The 15,748-nt window shown below is 55.1% G+C and carries 13 protein-coding genes; 9 read left to right on the forward strand and 4 right to left on the reverse strand.

Annotated elements, in window-relative coordinates:
• Positions 1 to 24 precede the first annotated feature (24 nt).
• The 6 genes from ACZ3GY_RS14925 (at position 25) to ACZ3GY_RS14950 (ending at position 4,364) form a co-directional block, all read left to right on the forward strand.
• Complete coding sequence (locus ACZ3GY_RS14925; RefSeq protein WP_465910772.1) at positions 25 to 1,128, forward strand: alkene reductase; 1,104 nt, start codon at positions 25 to 27, stop codon at positions 1,126 to 1,128.
• A gap of 105 nt (positions 1,129 to 1,233) precedes the next feature.
• Positions 1,234 to 1,977: an SDR family oxidoreductase gene (locus tag ACZ3GY_RS14930; RefSeq protein ID WP_463565875.1), complete on the forward strand. Its 744-nt coding sequence runs from the start codon at positions 1,234 to 1,236 to the stop codon at positions 1,975 to 1,977.
• Between the two features lie 98 nt (positions 1,978 to 2,075).
• Positions 2,076 to 2,462 carry a nuclear transport factor 2 family protein gene (locus ACZ3GY_RS14935; protein WP_463565876.1) on the forward strand — a complete coding sequence of 129 codons (387 nt, stop codon included), beginning with the start codon at positions 2,076 to 2,078 and terminating at the stop codon, positions 2,460 to 2,462.
• A 45-nt stretch (positions 2,463 to 2,507) separates the two neighbouring features.
• Positions 2,508 to 2,894, forward strand: a complete 387-nt coding sequence (locus ACZ3GY_RS14940; protein WP_465910774.1) for a nuclear transport factor 2 family protein — start codon at positions 2,508 to 2,510, stop codon at positions 2,892 to 2,894.
• A 104-nt stretch (positions 2,895 to 2,998) separates the two neighbouring features.
• Positions 2,999 to 3,658 carry an SDR family oxidoreductase gene (locus tag ACZ3GY_RS14945; RefSeq protein WP_465910776.1) on the forward strand — a complete coding sequence of 220 codons (660 nt, stop codon included), beginning with the start codon at positions 2,999 to 3,001 and terminating at the stop codon, positions 3,656 to 3,658.
• A 268-nt stretch (positions 3,659 to 3,926) separates the two neighbouring features.
• Positions 3,927 to 4,364, forward strand: a complete 438-nt coding sequence (locus ACZ3GY_RS14950; protein ID WP_465910778.1) for an SRPBCC family protein — start codon at positions 3,927 to 3,929, stop codon at positions 4,362 to 4,364.
• Between the two features lie 78 nt (positions 4,365 to 4,442).
• Here the strand turns inward: ACZ3GY_RS14950 and qhpR are convergent, their stop codons facing one another.
• Together qhpR and ACZ3GY_RS14960 are read right to left on the reverse strand one after the other, a co-directional pair.
• Positions 4,443 to 5,534, reverse strand: coding sequence for an AraC-like transcriptional regulator QhpR (gene qhpR / locus ACZ3GY_RS14955; protein ID WP_465910780.1), 1,092 nt, complete (start codon positions 5,532 to 5,534; stop codon positions 4,443 to 4,445).
• Between the two features lie 519 nt (positions 5,535 to 6,053).
• Positions 6,054 to 6,356 (reverse strand): helix-turn-helix domain-containing protein, encoded by a 303-nt coding sequence (locus tag ACZ3GY_RS14960; RefSeq protein ID WP_465910782.1) that lies wholly within the window; start codon positions 6,354 to 6,356, stop codon positions 6,054 to 6,056.
• Positions 6,357 to 6,913: 557 nt separating this feature from the next.
• On the opposite strand from ACZ3GY_RS14960, the gene ACZ3GY_RS14965 reads away from it, so the two are divergent.
• Positions 6,914 to 7,735 (forward strand): inositol monophosphatase family protein, encoded by an 822-nt coding sequence (locus tag ACZ3GY_RS14965; RefSeq protein ID WP_465910784.1) that lies wholly within the window; start codon positions 6,914 to 6,916, stop codon positions 7,733 to 7,735.
• Between the two features lie 496 nt (positions 7,736 to 8,231).
• On the opposite strand, the gene ACZ3GY_RS14970 is transcribed toward ACZ3GY_RS14965, so the two are convergent.
• Positions 8,232 to 11,129, reverse strand: a complete 2,898-nt coding sequence (locus ACZ3GY_RS14970) for a DEAD/DEAH box helicase (protein ID WP_465910786.1) — start codon at positions 11,127 to 11,129, stop codon at positions 8,232 to 8,234.
• 699 nt (positions 11,130 to 11,828) lie between these two features.
• Positions 11,829 to 12,464, reverse strand: coding sequence for a hypothetical protein (locus tag ACZ3GY_RS14975; protein WP_465910788.1), 636 nt, complete (start codon positions 12,462 to 12,464; stop codon positions 11,829 to 11,831).
• 478 nt (positions 12,465 to 12,942) lie between these two features.
• On the opposite strand from ACZ3GY_RS14975, the gene ACZ3GY_RS14980 reads away from it, so the two are divergent.
• Positions 12,943 to 14,661 carry a hypothetical protein gene (locus ACZ3GY_RS14980; RefSeq protein WP_465910790.1) on the forward strand — a complete coding sequence of 573 codons (1,719 nt, stop codon included), beginning with the start codon at positions 12,943 to 12,945 and terminating at the stop codon, positions 14,659 to 14,661.
• Entirely contained in the window at positions 14,654 to 15,709 is a 1,056-nt protein-coding gene (locus tag ACZ3GY_RS14985) for a hypothetical protein (protein ID WP_465910791.1), read from the forward strand. Before ACZ3GY_RS14980 ends, ACZ3GY_RS14985 begins: the two co-directional genes overlap by 8 nt.
• Positions 15,710 to 15,748: the final 39 nt, after the last annotated feature.

Below are 15,748 nucleotides of genomic sequence, written 5' to 3' on the forward strand. Positions count from 1 at the left end.
CTGGTCTACTAAATAGGATTTCACATGACTGACAATACCACTCGTACCGACCTGTTCGAGCCCACCCGCATGGGCGCCATCGAGCTCTCCAACCGCATCGTCATGGCCCCGATCACTCGCAGCCGCTATGCGGAAGACGGTATCCCCAACGAACTGCACGCCACCTACTACGCACAACGCGCTTCGGCTGGCCTGATCATCGCAGAGGCCACGAACATTTCCGCGCAAGGGCGTGGCTATGCCGCTACGCCAGGAATCTGGAGCGAGGAGCAAACCGCTGGCTGGAAGAAAGTGACCGACGCCGTGCATGCCGAGGGGGGCAAAATCGTGCTGCAGCTCTGGCACGTCGGCCGCTTCTCCAGCGTCGCGCTACAGCCTGATGGTCAGGCACCCGTTGCACCCTCGGCGATCAAAGCCGAAGGCGATACCTACACCACCGAGGGGTTCGTGCCAGTGTCCATGCCCCGCGCGCTGGAAACCGGCGAGATCCCCGGGATTATCGAGCAGTACCGCGTCGCAGCCAGCAACGCCAAGCGTGCCGGCTTCGACGGTGTGGAAGTTCATTCGGCCAACAGCTACCTGCTCGACCAGTTCCTGCGCGACTCAACCAACCAGCGCACCGACCAGTACGGTGGCTCTATCGAGAACCGGGCACGCCTGACCCTGGAGGTCACCCGCGCAGTGATCGAGATCTGGGGCAGCGAACGTGTCGGCATCCGCCTTTCTCCCGTGACGCCCGACGCCGGTAATACGCCGCCGGATAGCAACGTAATGGCCCTGTTCGGCTATCTGGTGCCTGAGCTCAATTCACTCAACCTGGCCTACCTGCATTTCGTCGAAGGCGCTACGGCGACCAGTCGCGACGTGCCGAAAGGTGTCGATATGGATGCCTTGAGTGGTCTGTTCGCGGGCCCTTACATCGGCAATAACAACTACGACCTGGACATGGCCATCGAACGCCGCGCCGAGAACAAGATCGACGCCGTCGCATTTGGCCGCCTGTTCATCGCCAACCCGGATCTGGTAAAGCGCCTGCGCAGCGGTGCAGCACTGACGATCGCGCCACGCGAGAGCTATTACGGCGGCGGAGCCAAGGGCTACACCGACTGGCCAGTTGGTAACTACTGAGAGGCGTCCGGCGCCACGCAGCCGGAGCCGTCCATGGCGAGTGCACGGGCATTCGCCACCACTCACGCGCTCGCTGTCGCGGGCGCAGGTATGAAGGGTCGATACATGAATTATCTGGATCAGAAAGTCGTGGTCATTACCGGCGCGTCGTCCGGTCTCGGCGCCGCCGCTGCAAGTGCGCTGGCCGCTTACAACGTGCGCATCGTCGCCGCCTCCATCGACGGTCCGGCGCTTGATTCCTTCGTCGCGGAGCTACGCGCCAACGGCGTTGAGGCGGTCGGCAAGGTAACTGACGTGACCAGCCTCGACGACGCCCATGCCCTGGCGCAATTCGCCAAGGACACATACGGCTCTATCGACATCCTGATCAATAACGCAGGCCTGATGCTGTTCTCCAACTGGGCCGACATCGCCGTCAACGACTGGAACAAGATGATCGACGTCAACATCAAGGGCTATCTCAACATGATCGCTGCGGTACTGCCGCAGATGCTGGCGCAGAAGTCGGGCCACGTACTCAACATGGCCTCCGTCGCGGGTCATCAGGTCGGTGAAGCTGCCGGGGTGTACAGCGCCAGCAAGTTCTTCGTGCAGGCCATGACCGAGTCGATGCGCAAGGAGCTGGGCGTCAAGCATGGCATTCGTGTGGGCACTATCAGCCCTGGCGTGATCGACACCGGCTGGGCAGACAAGGTTGAAGATCCCTCGGGGCGCAAGGCCGCCAAGGAACTCAACAAGATCGCCATCTCCCCTGACGACATCGGCAAAGCAGTGGTTTACGCACTCAACCAGCCGGCCAACGTAACCGTGAACGACCTGATTATCTCGCCAACCCGGCAGGACTGGTGAGGGTTCAAGACGTATTGCGCTGACGCCACGAAGAGGCGGTTTCTCGCACGCGAAGGCCTCACTGGCGTATTCACCAACTCCCAAGAAAGGACGACACCATGAACAAGCCCACCTACGTATATGAATACCAGGCCATTGTCGAAGTACTGAACCAGTACAACGAAGGCGGTAAGCAAGCCAAGAGCAGCATCATGAAACCTGCCTTCAGTGAGCAGGCAACCATCTTCGGCGTCGATGCCGACGGCAAGTTGGCTGGCGGCCCGATTCAGGGTCTGTTCGACACGATCGACAACCCGCCTTTCCGCCCCTCTCCTGAGGCTAAGGGCGTAATCGTCAATATCGATATCGTCGGCACTGCTGCCAGCGCCCGTATCGATACCAACGACATCTCGGGCTTCTGCTTCACCGACTTCTTCAACCTGCTGAAAGTCGAGGGCAGGTGGATGGTCGTCAGCAAGATCTACCACACCCACGTCGCACCGTAATTTGTAGCCCGTGTAGGCACGCTCTCTTTGACCTGGAGAAAAGCTATGAGCAAGAACATCAAGGCCGTTGCCACCGGTGAGTACGATGCCGTGATCGCCGTGGCTCAGAAGTACGTCGATGGCCTGCGGGCCGGTAGCGCTGCACGCGTGGCAGAGGCTTTCCACAAAGATGCGGTGATGTACGGTTTCACCAACGGTGAACTCTTGGGTGGCCCGATTGCCAACTTATTCGACTTCATCGAAAAGAACGGCAAAGCCCCCGACATCAGCACCCGCCTGGATGTGCTGGCGATCACCCCGACCACCGCCGTCGTGCGCGTCGATATGGAGAACGATGCCATTGGTGCCGACTACAACGATTACCTGACGCTGATCCGCATCGACGGTGCGTGGAAGGTCATCGCCAAGGTCTATCACCAGTTCGAAGGCTGATTTCTCTGACCAGACGCTGGCCCCGGCAGAGCGGATCGAACTGCCGAGCCGGGGCCTTCACGACCGTATGTCGCTCGAACCCCACCCCATGAAAGGAGACGAAGATGAGCCAGGTATTCGTAGTCGGCGGCGCCGGCAAGATTGGCCGCCGCCTGTCCCAGCAACTGAGCAGGAACGGTCATCGGGCACTGGCCTTGTACCGCAACCCGGAACAGACCGAGGAGCTGAAGTCGCTCGGCGCGACCCCGGTACCGGGCAGCCTGCTGCAGCTGGATGTGGATGCGCTCGCAGCGCTCATGGCTGGCAGCGATGTGGTGGTGTTCAGCGCTGGCGCAGGCGGCAAGGGCGGCCCACAGATGACCAACGCCATCGACGGCCAGGGCCTGGAACTGGCCGTCGCGGCAGCGCGCAAGGCAGGTGTCCCGCGTTTCCTGCTGGTTTCCGCATTCCCCGAAGCCTCTCGCGGCAAGCAAGTATCGGAGACCTTCGAAAACTACATGGCGGTCAAGAAGCTGGCCGACGTGCATCTGGCCGAAAGCGATCTGGACTGGGTCATCCTGCGCCCCGGCACCCTGCTCGACACTGCGGGTACTGGCAAGGTGCGCACTGGCTTGGCGATCCCCTATGGCGAAGTGTCACGCGACGACGTGGCTGCCACGCTGCTGGAGATCATCCTTCGCCCTACCGTAAGCAGAGTGATCATCGAACTGACCCAGGGAGACACGCCGATCGGCGAGTCCGTTCAACAGCTGGCGCGACCATAAGCGGCCAAGCCACAGCGGCTTTGCGGTCATGGCCGTAGCCCGCGGCCCGTGCCAGGGCCGCGCTATCTGTGCTCAGTGGCCAACGGCTGTTGGCCACCGCCCTGCCCTCGGCGACCCAGTCAGGGACGGCTTAACTCGGCGATGAAAACACGGGCGCTGCTCGACGCAGCCCAGCCCGGCGCCCAGGTCGTGCCCGCAGAACGCGGCCCGGCCTTTATCAATCCCATTCTCAGCAGTTATGCAGGCCACAGCCTGCAGGAGCCCAGCAATGCCTTCAGTCCACTACAACGCACTGATCGACAGCAGCGCCAAACCGGTATGGAACCTGCTCAAGCAATTCGGTGGCATCAGCCAATGGCACCCGGCCATTTCCGAGAGTTCGATCGAGGACAACCAGCCAGACGGCGTGGTTGGCTGTATCCGCCGCCTTACCCTGGAAAACGGCGCCATTCTGCGCGAGCGACTGCTGGCGGTGGATGACAGTCAACTGAGCTTTTCCTACTGCTTCGAGCAAGCACCTTTACCGGTGGACGACTACGTGATGACCGTGAAGCTGATCCCCATTTGCGGGCAGGAGCAGAGCTTGATCCAGTGGTTCGCGCGCTTCGATAACCGCGAACCCGATCCTCAGGGCCAGCAGTGCGATGTCATCCGTGACCTGATCATCGGCGGGCACGACAGCTTGCAGGCCTATCTGCGCCCCTGATCAGAACCGGGTGATTTGGTCTGCCCTCGCCATCATGCCCAAGCGGGCGAGCATTGCCGCAACGTACTGAACACGCACTCAGTGAGCACGCCCGCCGACACCATCGCTGTCGTGTCGCCACTGCCGTGGGCTGACGCCGAACCAGCGGCGGAAGGCGCGTGAGAAAGCACTGACTTCCGAGTAACCGAGCAGCGGTGCCAGGTTGGAGATGGGGAGCTGGTGCTGGCGTAGGTAGTGAGTGGCCAGCTCGCAGCGCAGCTTGTCCACCATCGTCGAAAAGCTCAGGCCCTGCTCGCGCAGCCGACGCTGCAGTGACCAACTGCTCATACCGAGCTGTTCGGCAGCCAATTCCAATACAGGTTCGCCCGTCAGCAACTGCTGGCGAATTTGCTCGCGAACGTCATCGGCAATATCCCGCTCTCCTCGCCCGCTCAGGTTGCTGAGCTGGCTGAGCGAGTCCTGCATGACCAGCAGCAACACCGGGTCGCTTTGCGGCATGGCGCGATCGAGGCCGCGTTTGGGAATGATCAGCGAGTTGAATGGCTGCTCGAAGTACACCGGCGCATCGAAGACTTTGCAGTGCTCATGCCAGTGCTCGGGGCGCGGGTGCTCGAAATGCACGGCCCGCGGCGCCCACTGATGGCCGAGTACGTGACGCACCAGATTAAGCACCATGCCCAGGGTCAACTCGGCGTCCTGACGGCGGCAGAGAATGGCGCCATGGCGCACCTGATAGTCGAAGCGGTAGCACTCTCCTTCATCCACCAGGCGAATCAGGCTATTGCGCTGATGCAGGGGGAAGGCACGGGAAAAATTGATTAGCGCCTGCTCGACCGTCGCGGAACAAAGCCCGATATAGCCGAGCAAGCCCAGCGCTTGAGGCTTGAACTGCTGCCCGTAGTACAGGCCGAAGTTGTCGCAACCGGATTGCCGCGAGGCCTCCTCCAACACCTGACAGTAATTGGGCAAGGCCAGGCTTAGCGTCGGGTGGCGCAGCGACTCAGGGTCGATACCGGAGACCCCAAGAATGCGATCCGCATCGCCACCGTGCTTTGCGATAAAGCCGCACAGGCCGCTGGCTGCAGCCGCCAATACACCGTTATTGGCTTGTCCGCCTGCCAGCAACGACAAACCGGGGGACTGATCGAACTGGGCGATAACGGGGCTCATCAGTGTTTCCTTCGTGACAATTTATGTCTGAAAGCAAGAAGCACGCCGGCCCTTACTCAACAGCCGGGATGCCCGCTGACTAGGCCTCCGCCACCGGTCGGTGAAAAAACGTCGATTGGAGAGAGCCCCAAAACGAGTCATTCGGAAACACCCGCACCAAAACGAGGCTCACCATTTGACCCATCACGTCTTCTGGAGCCTTGCTAACTGTTAAATGTGATTTTTCTTCCATTAATCAATCACCTACTAGATTTAACTTTTTGTGAAGTCCAGCATGAGCTTGTGAAGCTGGCTATCAATCTTTCGCATAGTAATTCTTCTCGGATAGGTCGTGTGTGACTAAGGAAGGATTTTAAAGCCGATTGATTAGCATTTTTCCGATCCAGATGCGCTGCGCCGGGAGCACCCTAAAAACCTAAAGGCGCTTGCCCCTCAATACGTGGGAGTACTGGAGGGTAAGGAAATATGATCGGGAATCGATGACCTCATGCCTCCTACCCTGTAGCAACCAATTGAGCTCTACCGAGAACGCGCCTTGGTGATGCGTACGTCTATAGCGCTCAGCTCTCGTTTAACGGTCGCGAGGAGGTCATCTACCTGTGTGCCATCAGTAAGGACGAAGCTTGCTGTGAGCAGTGAGAGTGGGTGAACACCGAGGGCCTCGCTCAGCGCTTGCACCTTCTCAAGTGTTGGGGACTTTAGTCCTCGCTCCAGTTCGCTTAGATACGTTCGCCCACTCATTCGCACGAAGCTTTCTTGGGTAAGTCCTGCATCTTTCCTAATGAGACGTAGTGCTTTCCCGAAACCCTCATTCAGTTCCATTCGCTGTACTCGCAAAAGGAACGATGAAGCAGTAGTGCACGCTATAACACTACACGCTATAGTGTGCTTTTGCTGGGGTGGCCTTATGTTTCTGACTTTTGGATGCGCAGAAATACCCGCGGGCGCGTTGATTCGTGGTGGCCGGGCTTGGCGTTATGTTGAGTACTTGAGCTCATTTCCGTATTTCCACGTCGCTGTACTGGATTTGGATGGCGACACCCCCAGGCCGACTGTGTTGCTCATCAATGCTGTTCCCGATCTCCTAGAGCTGGTTCAAGAGGCCAGCAATTGGGCAGTCCAGGAAATTCACCTCGTCAGTTCCGGAGGTATCAACGGCGGACGCAGATGGTTTATGGAAGGCCTGAGCGCGATTCAGAGCGCCGGGTTTGGAGACCGAACTAGCTACTCATACACAGTGACGTCCGGCGACGTTTACTTTGAACGCACGGAAGCCGCACGTTTGCCGGCGGACGCTTGGACAACGGTTTATTGCGTTGGCGAGCGTTGAGCTCGGATTCAAAAATCTCGCGTTTAACTTAGATTGGCTCAGGAAAACTATGGACTTGGTAGATCTTTTGCCCTCTGTCGTCGACAGGGTCCTTATAGCTGGTGAACACCTATCCGCAGAGTGGTCGCGCGCTGAAGGACCGCGAGGTGTGGGAGACAAAGCCTTTATCGACTGTGAGATAGAGGAGGAACTGCGAGCGGGGTTGCTAAATATTTTAAATTGCGACTTCTGGGGTGAAGAGACTGCACCGCGTATGACTGGGAATAGGTATTGCTGGGTGGTTGACCCTAATGACGGAACCGCTGATTTCCTTCAGGGCCGTCCAGGGTCCGCGGTTTCAGTCGGTCTCCTGCATAACGCGGCTCCCGTCCTTGGAGTGGTCTATGCACCTGTTACTTCGGATGGCGTTGGCGATTGCGTTTCATGGGCGCAGGGAATGGCATGTCTCGTTCGCAACGGGATAGCCATACCGAATGTGTTATCTCAACTAAAGCTGCAACCAGGGGCGACTGTGCTAGTGAGTACTGGCGCAGTGAACCAACGAGAGCTCAATGCCGAGCTTTGCGCTCCAGCCGGGTTTCACCCCATGCCGAGTATCGCTTACCGTCTAGCTCGTGTTGCCGCCGGCGACGCTGTAGCTGGTGTTTCATTGGCCGCACTTTCGGCGCACGATATTGTCGGCGGACATGCCCTTTTGATTGGTGCCCGTGGCGTGCTACTCGACCAAGCAGGAAAGCCAATCTGTTACGAGTCGGAGGCGAGGATGAAACTCATCTCATTGGGATGTTTTGGTGGCGTTTTCGACGCCTGCCGGGAGCTTGCATCTAGAGATTGGGCACGCCTCTTTACACAGGTATCGATACCCTCCTAGGAAAACTCCGACAGAGACTGTCGGGAATAACCCTGCTACAGATTTTTTAGCGAAGTCTTCTGCGTAGTGGGCTGCCATAGAAGTGAATCGCCACCGGTTTCGTAGACGCATTCAAGAGGCTGTTTCTGGTCGAAAACTGCCGTACCATGCAGACTGCTTTCGGCCGATTCTGTTGAAAAAGTCGGCCATGGTTTCCACGGCAGAAAAGTATGCGCTTAAGATTGAAGTCTTTACTTTGAGCAAAGGATTACGGGCTCAGATTTCGCGTAGCTGCGCGCAAAAAAGGCGTCTTCAGCAGTCAGTACGCGGGCAGTCTGGAAGAACCGACTTTTTAATACAATCGTCCATAAGCAGTCAGTCGGAAATATCTACGAAACCATGGGCAACTCATCACAATTTTAAACGTCATCAAGATCGCCCAGCGCTAAAGATAAAGCCTTCAGCCCTGCTAGAAATAGCAAGGCTATAGGTCTCACAAATTTCTCTTAGAACCTAATCAATTATACAAACGAAATGGTAGGTCTTCTGCGACGGCTTGACCAGGTGTGCAGAGCCACTGCCACACTTGTTGTTGTGTTAGGCTTCCCTCGCACAATCGCAATAGAGCCTCACCCAAATCCCCGCTCTCAACTACACTTAACCGGCCACAGGATGCAATTTGTTGTGGCACACTCGGATCTACTCCGGGATGGCAAAGAGTCACGCAAAAACAATCTCTAAAGCTATGAATTTCGGAGGCCGCTAAAACCTCTACCGCTTTATTGTAATCGACAAGCTTATCTCCCTCTTTCGATTTTAGCTCGACCACAACCGAAGGCGAATCGAAGAATTTTACTAGATAGTCGGGCGCGCCAGTTTTTGTCTTGTCATCTAATTTCTCAAACGCTACACCTAGCTGAACAAGCACCTGTTCGAATGCCACTTCAAACGCATCACCTTTTGCCTCATAGTAGTTCTCAATTAGAACCTTGCTATCGCATCTGCTAGCTCGTTTTAGATGCCTAACAGACATTCGCTTCCGCTGGTCAACTTTCCAATCTCGACAAGCGTCTCGTACCCAATTTGCTTTAGCTTGCGCATTAGGCTTAGATTTTAGAAAAGCTAAAACTCTTGCTGAATTCGCCTCAGGACTGCCAAGCATCAGCAATTGCGGCGTTGTGACTCCATGGTGCTTCAAGAGCAACATTTCATGCCTATACAGCTTTAAAGCACTACCCGCCGTAGATACCCCTGTCATCCAGAGAATATCGTCCGGCAATCCCTCTTGGACTCTGTATGCTAATCTTCGAATGTAGCGCGTCAGCTTGGATATAGTGCGCAGCAACGTATCATCCACTCTTAATTGTGGCGGACGAAGAACTGGCGGCACGCGTTTATCAGCGGCGGACATAGCTATCCCAGCTAAGCCTTGCAAGACCCAGGATAGGTTTCTGTTCATTTCTTTGACAGCGCCAGCACTCAGCGATTTAACTTCACGCTCAATTGCCCTAATCTCCACACCGCTAGTCCATTTCTGGCACAACCATGCCGCATTAGTGGGTACTGGATCAACTTGCCAAATTGATTCCATTAGGTCATCTGCGAGGTGCTGCGCATCATAAATAGGATCTTTCAACTGATAAGGCAGGAACCGAGTAGGTTTAACTCCATTTCTCGGACGAAACTCAGGGCTGGATAAGCATGCGGAAAAGATAAGCATCTCTAGCCTGGACTTGAGATCCGCCGATTCAAGATGCCCAATGAGCTCTGCCAAATAAAGTGATTTCTTAGACAGAAAGTTGATTAAAAACACCCCAGTTTCAGGTAGCAAACCACTGAACCCGACTGCTCGCCCCACTGGCGTAGGGCTTAGGTCCCCACCAGATGTTTCAACGACGAAGCCAGCATCAATCAACCCAGTCAGAGCAGCACCGACTTTACTCGGCCACGTCTTAAATGCAGTTAAGTTATTATCCTCCTCCCTTAACGCACTGAACGTTGTGCAAACAAGCTCTTCAAGCTCAGCTCTGTTGTTGCACAACCCTGAAGATATCAATTGCAGTGAAAGCTGACCGAACCTAGCAGGCACAATTCGCGCTTTGATTTCAGGAAGCTGCCCTATTGATAGATAGCTTGTAGCTAATGCTCGTTGCTGCCCGGTACCAAAATATATTACACGCCCTTCAGCATGTTCAAACCCCATACGCCCGACCCGCCCGGACATGTTGTGGAACTCTGCGCTATCTATTGCGACATACTGTCTTTGCTGGCCGTCCCAACGTTCCCAATTAGCAAATACTGCTGCCCCTAGAGGAAAGTTCACACCTGCTGCTAAAGTACTTGTGGCAAATACAACATCCAGCTTATTTTCTGACAAGTAACGTTCCACTACTCCTCGTTCTTCGTCAGTCAAGTCCGCGTTATGACTCGCAACTCGGAGATCCAGTATCTTCGCTAGCATCGTGTTCGCTGAAGTTTCAGGCAAGGTATCAAACTCTAACGACATCTGTCCTTGCTTACCCTTGTGGTACGAAGCTACAAAAGCCTCAGCAAGATCATAAGTATCTTGCTTTTTCATGCAAAAAACTATGATTGGAAGCGGTGGATTATCTAGCTTAAGCAGATATGTTAAAGCTGAAATCGTTTCCGCTTTAACTCCAGCAGGCAGCCGCTTGTCCGATTCCATCACATCAGGTTTTGCACTGCTTACCGAATAAATCTGATCGCCAATCCAGCATTCATACCGTAAATGTTTCTCGCGCTTTTGCTCGAAAATAAGCTGCACCCGCAGCCAGTTCGCTAAGTCCTGGGCGTCCTTGCTTTTTAAAACTGCTGATAGTCCTACAAATTGTTTCCAACCCGCGTTCCGCATAAGTGTTAAAAGGACTTCAACATTTTGCCCGCGGTTTTCGTCTCCCATTAGCTGAATTTCATCGCACACGACAATCGTATTTTGCATGCTTTTCGGCACCCCAGATGCCGACAGTAGCGCTAAATATTTTTCATAAGTAGCAATTATCAGAGGAGCACTTAGAGGAGCCGCAGAATACTGTCCCGTGGCATCTTCGACGTAATCCCCCGTGGCAATAACTATAGAAGCACCATCGCTCTCCAAATATCTGTCCAACAACAACGTTTTGAAATCTTCAAATTTCTGCTTGGCCAGTGCGCGATGGGTCACCAAATAAACGGTTTTATTCCCTGCGAGCAGTCCTTCAGCAATAGCCCAGAGCCCAATTTGAGTCTTTCCCGTGGAGGTTGGGGAAACCACCAGCATGCTTTGTCCATGCGCCACGCCAGACTCCAACGCGAGGTACTGAACATCAGTGAGGGAAATCGCCCCCTCGGATCGGTAAACCAACCCATCGGTCACAGATGCGGACAGACCGCGTTCTATTGGAAAGGTATCCCTCATGCCTAGCAACTCCTGTCATGCGTTTGGGTGCAAGCGCACAGAGCAATCTGGGCGCCGCGTGTCCGAATCCGGCAGAAGCATACGTAGCATTAAATTGCCATATTGGCCATCCTACTAAGCGTTAGAGCGGCAATCTGGGGAAAACAGGGCGGTAAAATGCATAGCCATATAATCTGTAACTACATAATTTTTGATAGAATTACACATGGATCATGTAGTGGATGAGTCGACGCCAGTTTCGTAGACAGAGCCAAGCATCCCTTTCGGGTCGAAAGCTACCCTCATCGGACGGCTGCTAATGGCAACGACTGACTAGAGCGGCAAGTTACAACCGGCAGCTCTCGACCCGAAGCAGTCGTAATGCAGCTTCCGTGTCATGGCTTAAACGGATCGATCCAGCCAGGCCGAAGTCCTGCCTCGTATTCTTGGCGTACGTAGTCGAGCGACTCTGCGCATCCCATTTCCGCCTCGATAGCGCCTATGCATCCCCAGCAATCCCCGCCGGTATCGCCTGATAATGGATCTTCCGGATTGTCGAGTAGGCATGCGCAGATCGTGCAGTGTTGCGGCTTTCTGCTGTTTGTCATAATTCTTCCGAGACGTTCTGTCTTAGATTCTCGCACGCTACCCCGAGGGGCTGCAGTCGGCCAGTTTCTGCCTGATATGACGGCCACTAGGGTCGAACGCCGGCCACATCTACTAGCTCGCAGATGGGATTTCGTACGTGCACCAAGCTGCAAACTCATTTCTGCTTCGCTCTCCAACCTGTTGACCTCCGGCGTAGATGCGAACATCAGTTGTCAGGCTGCCGCTGTTCTTATCGTTATTGGCTACGTGAACAACCACGCCTTGGTGGGAGAGTGCGCTGAGCTTTCGGCCGAGAATATGCCATCGCCCCATCACGGAGTGAGCAGGATTGATCAGGATGTCGAAAGGAAGCTTGATTCCGGACTTCGTGGTTCCGTCCGTTTGGAAAGCATTGATCTCGCCACACAGGATGAAAGAGACACGATGCTCCCCGATCTGCACTGTTCTGTGTGCAAAACGGGATTCGAGGTCAAAAAGCTGCTGCTTGGCAGGCGAGATGCCAAACACCTGCCGAGGCAGTCTTATTACGGCTGAGGAAGAAGTTAGAGCGGGCGATGTTTTCAGCTTATCTCCCGACTCAAGAAAAGCCCATGCCCCCTCTGAGAGAGCTTTGCGCATCCGGGCAACTGAAGGCGTATTGTGCCAGTGCCCAGGAAGAATCACCAAGTCCGCACGTATGGTTGTTACCAAACTCAGAATGTGATTCGCGCTGGATCTGTCGAGTGGCGCTATAGCGGTGATTTTCAAGCTGGACGCCTTTTAGGAATACGCAGGTAAGTCGACTTATACCGGCACACCTCAACCATCACCAGCAGCACTGGTGATAGCCACCGTGGCGGCAGACGCGTTCAGGAGCGCCCGATTCTGGCCGACGTGGGCTCTCTGCAAAGGGCAGCTATTGGCCGCTTGCGACCACTGGTCAATGATAGGTAGTCGATTGGTGACCGCAGAGGTGACATCAATGTATTCTCACTCTGCTCGCTCCGAGAATTTGTTGGCACATAGCCTCCCCTTGGAGACACCTGAAAGCCCGCCTTGATGGCGGGCTTTTTTGTCGCGCGAAACTGCACTACGACGGGCAGCGATCGGCCAGAAGCGGATATTGAGTAGCATCCCGGATGGGACTACATAATGAGGTGCCAGATTAAGCGTTTGATACTGAGTAGTTTCGGAGCCAGGAACCGCCCGTTGGCGCTGAGCCACTGAGTACGATATTGGAGATCGTATGCTTCAGATTGCCACTGGAAAGCTTTTCAGTCGCCCCGTAGGGTGGGAAAACCTGTTGCGCGGCATGCTCTACACCAACGCCAATATAGAGCCTGAGCTTGTAGTAGAAACGGCGGCAGGAAAGCTGATCCCATCCTCAAGAACCTCGATTCAGCCGACTGTACTCGTCTACGAGATGCAGGAGCGAATGGAAGCTGAGGAAAAGGGCCCGGGAGTACTCGTGTCCTGCGCTGCTGAGCCCTACCTCAGCGATTTTTCGGTTGTGACGTCATTTGCGCTGAATTGCGTATGTTCACCAGACATCGATCTGGCTCGGCGCCTGACTAGCGGAAAAAAGGGCTTAGCAACCCATGCATCTCCGCATCAGTTTGTCAGTCGCTTCTTCGAGCCAGAGCTTTGGTGTAAGCCTGAGGAAGTGGCTTTCCTCCAGGAGTTTGTTGGCCGGCTAATCGGCTTGCCGCGTCAGACGTATCTCGGTGTGATGAGAGCGATCCGGACGTACATAAACGGTATGCACCGGATCGCGGATGACCTGGAGTTGGCGTACACCCTGCTGGTGGCATCAGTAGAGTCACTGGCGCAGGATTTTGATGGTCATGAAAGCGATTGGGCTTCCTATGACCAGCGAAAGCGGCAAGCAATTGACGAGGCTTTGACAGGTGCGGATGAAGCGGTGGCACAAAGGGTTCGGGGTGCGCTGCTAACAGTGGAGCATACGGCCTTGGCGCGCCGCTTCCGCGAGTTTGCTATCGCTCATACACCGCCCGAATATTTTCGCGACGCATCGTTGGTCCCAGGCCAAGCTCTCTCCAGCACCGACATTGCCGAGGCCTTGACCACGGCCTATCAAGCCCGCTCCAAATACGTACATCAGCTAATGCGACTCCCTACCGTAGTTGTGCTTGGCCATGGTTATGGTGAAACAACGCTTCACGAGCGCAAGGCTTACTTAACCCTTCAAGGGTTATCCCGCTTGATGCGCAACGTGATCATTGAGTTCGTGTCTAGCCAGCCGTCACTAGATCGAGAGCCATACCCGGGCTACTCCTTGGAGCGGACCAACATCATTCAGCTGCGCATGGCCCCGCAGTACTGGGTGGGAAATGTGGGATCAGATCTAATGAGTGCTGGACGATGCAAGCTTGAGGGATTTTTAGAGCAATTGGTCTCTTGCCAGTTGGGCGAAAAGGGAGCGGTGCTTACAGACCTGCGCCCGGTCCTGAGTGCGGTAGCTGATGTTGTATTGGGCGCTAAGAGAGATCCGCGCTTACCGTACCTGGCGCTCTATACACTCTTTAACATGGTGGTTCCTGTAGAGCAGAAGGCGCCTGTATCTGAGGGGATAGAAAAACTGATCCAACAAGACCTATCGCACCCCTCACCGGAGGCTCTCCTCGTACACACGGTGGCAGGTAAGGTTCCCGGCTGGACATTGGAAGTGCACGATCAAACCATTGAGAGCTATTTCAAGCGACGGGGTCGTCCTAGTGGGCTGCGGTTCCCTCGATTCTACGAAGCAGCTGTCACTCTGGATTTAGCGGAGCGGTACCGGCTAGAGGGCGATATTTTGAACTGCCGTCGGTTAGTAGCGCTCGCGGTGGAGAGCCATCCCGGACATCCGCGACTGGTGGAGTTGGAGACTAGCATCGACCTGGATACCCCAATCCGTGGGGCTGATGTTCTGCTACCTCGCTCGGAACCTGGCACTGATGACTGATCAAAGCCACAACGAGTTTATGGCTCGTTATTTCGCGGATATGAAAGAGGAGTCCCGCAAGCAGCTTGCCGCAGCAGCAGATCTGATTGCTCGGTTCACTGTTATGGCTGAATTGAAAGGGGTGATCCTCAACGCGGACTCGTTCGAGTATGTCCAAACCACCGGAATTGTCGCTAAGGCGAAAGGCATTGCTAGGAAGCTTCTAGGGCCGATAACTGCAGAGCGTGATGGGCTGCTGCCGTTCAACGACATTGCGGCACGGCTACCCCCAAGCCACTTTGGTGGTGGGTGTTTTGCTGGTCCTGACTTTATTTTGATGGCCCACCCCTGTTACCGGCGCAGTATGAGCCTAGTGAACAACTGGGCCCCGAGGTTTATAGAGCTGTTCTGGAGCTTCGACGGTCCCGGGATAGAAAAATACATAGCCCTCGACGAAGACCGGGTTCGGATCGATGTTGATGGTGGGCGCTACCTCGAAGCTGACACATGGTTCGGCGCACCTTTCGACGATGACATCCGGAATATAAAACCCGGTATCGTCAAGCTGCGGCCTCCTCTGGACCTCGGTTCGATAGATCTCTCGATGTTCTTCGCTGATGCCTATTGCCTAGACATCAAGTGGAGCGAGTCGGATGGAATCAAGTCGTTCCAAGCGCTAGAGATGAAGACGGAGAGCGTCAGGGTTGAGGTCGAAGGGCAGCATTACTTCCCTGCTAGGTACCTGCATGCCGAGTACGACCTTAAGGCCGACTGCTTCAGGCACTTCGATGGCGCGATCCAGCTCTTTACGGAAGATGAGTATTTTCAGAGGCGGGATTCTGACTTCAACATGGTCATAAAGAATTCAGCGCACATCAAGGCAAGGTCGACCAAGGTCTTCAAGATCAATGGCCCGCTGAGAACAAAAGACTGGGTTGAGTTCTGCAGTCATTTTCTTGCGAAAAACCCGCTTGCCTTCGAGTACTTCACCGGTGAGTACCCGAAGCGCCTCACCGAGATCATCGAAAACATCAGGACGCGTTTGTCGTTACCTGCTGGCGGATCCTAACTATTACGGATGGGCGCAAAAAAAGCCCGCCTTGAATGG

Source organism: Pseudomonas sp. PME37.24/006 (assembly GCF_055556635.1).

Bases quoted from the DNA above. Each gene is read 5' to 3' on its own strand.
- ACZ3GY_RS14925 (WP_465910772.1), top strand. From the start codon at position 25: ATGACTGACAATACCACTCGTACCGACCTGTTCGAGCCCACCCGCATG.
- ACZ3GY_RS14930 (WP_463565875.1), top strand. From the start codon at position 1,234: ATGAATTATCTGGATCAGAAAGTCGTGGTCATTACCGGCGCGTCGTCC.
- ACZ3GY_RS14935 (WP_463565876.1), top strand. From the start codon at position 2,076: ATGAACAAGCCCACCTACGTATATGAATACCAGGCCATTGTCGAAGTA.
- ACZ3GY_RS14940 (WP_465910774.1), top strand. From the start codon at position 2,508: ATGAGCAAGAACATCAAGGCCGTTGCCACCGGTGAGTACGATGCCGTG.
- ACZ3GY_RS14945 (WP_465910776.1), top strand. From the start codon at position 2,999: ATGAGCCAGGTATTCGTAGTCGGCGGCGCCGGCAAGATTGGCCGCCGC.
- ACZ3GY_RS14950 (WP_465910778.1), top strand. From the start codon at position 3,927: ATGCCTTCAGTCCACTACAACGCACTGATCGACAGCAGCGCCAAACCG.
- qhpR (WP_465910780.1), bottom strand. From the start codon at position 5,534: ATGAGCCCCGTTATCGCCCAGTTCGATCAGTCCCCCGGTTTGTCGTTG.
- ACZ3GY_RS14960 (WP_465910782.1), bottom strand. From the start codon at position 6,356: ATGGAACTGAATGAGGGTTTCGGGAAAGCACTACGTCTCATTAGGAAA.
- ACZ3GY_RS14965 (WP_465910784.1), top strand. From the start codon at position 6,914: ATGGACTTGGTAGATCTTTTGCCCTCTGTCGTCGACAGGGTCCTTATA.
- ACZ3GY_RS14970 (WP_465910786.1), bottom strand. From the start codon at position 11,129: ATGAGGGATACCTTTCCAATAGAACGCGGTCTGTCCGCATCTGTGACC.
- ACZ3GY_RS14980 (WP_465910790.1), top strand. From the start codon at position 12,943: ATGCTTCAGATTGCCACTGGAAAGCTTTTCAGTCGCCCCGTAGGGTGG.
- ACZ3GY_RS14985 (WP_465910791.1), top strand. From the start codon at position 14,654: ATGACTGATCAAAGCCACAACGAGTTTATGGCTCGTTATTTCGCGGAT.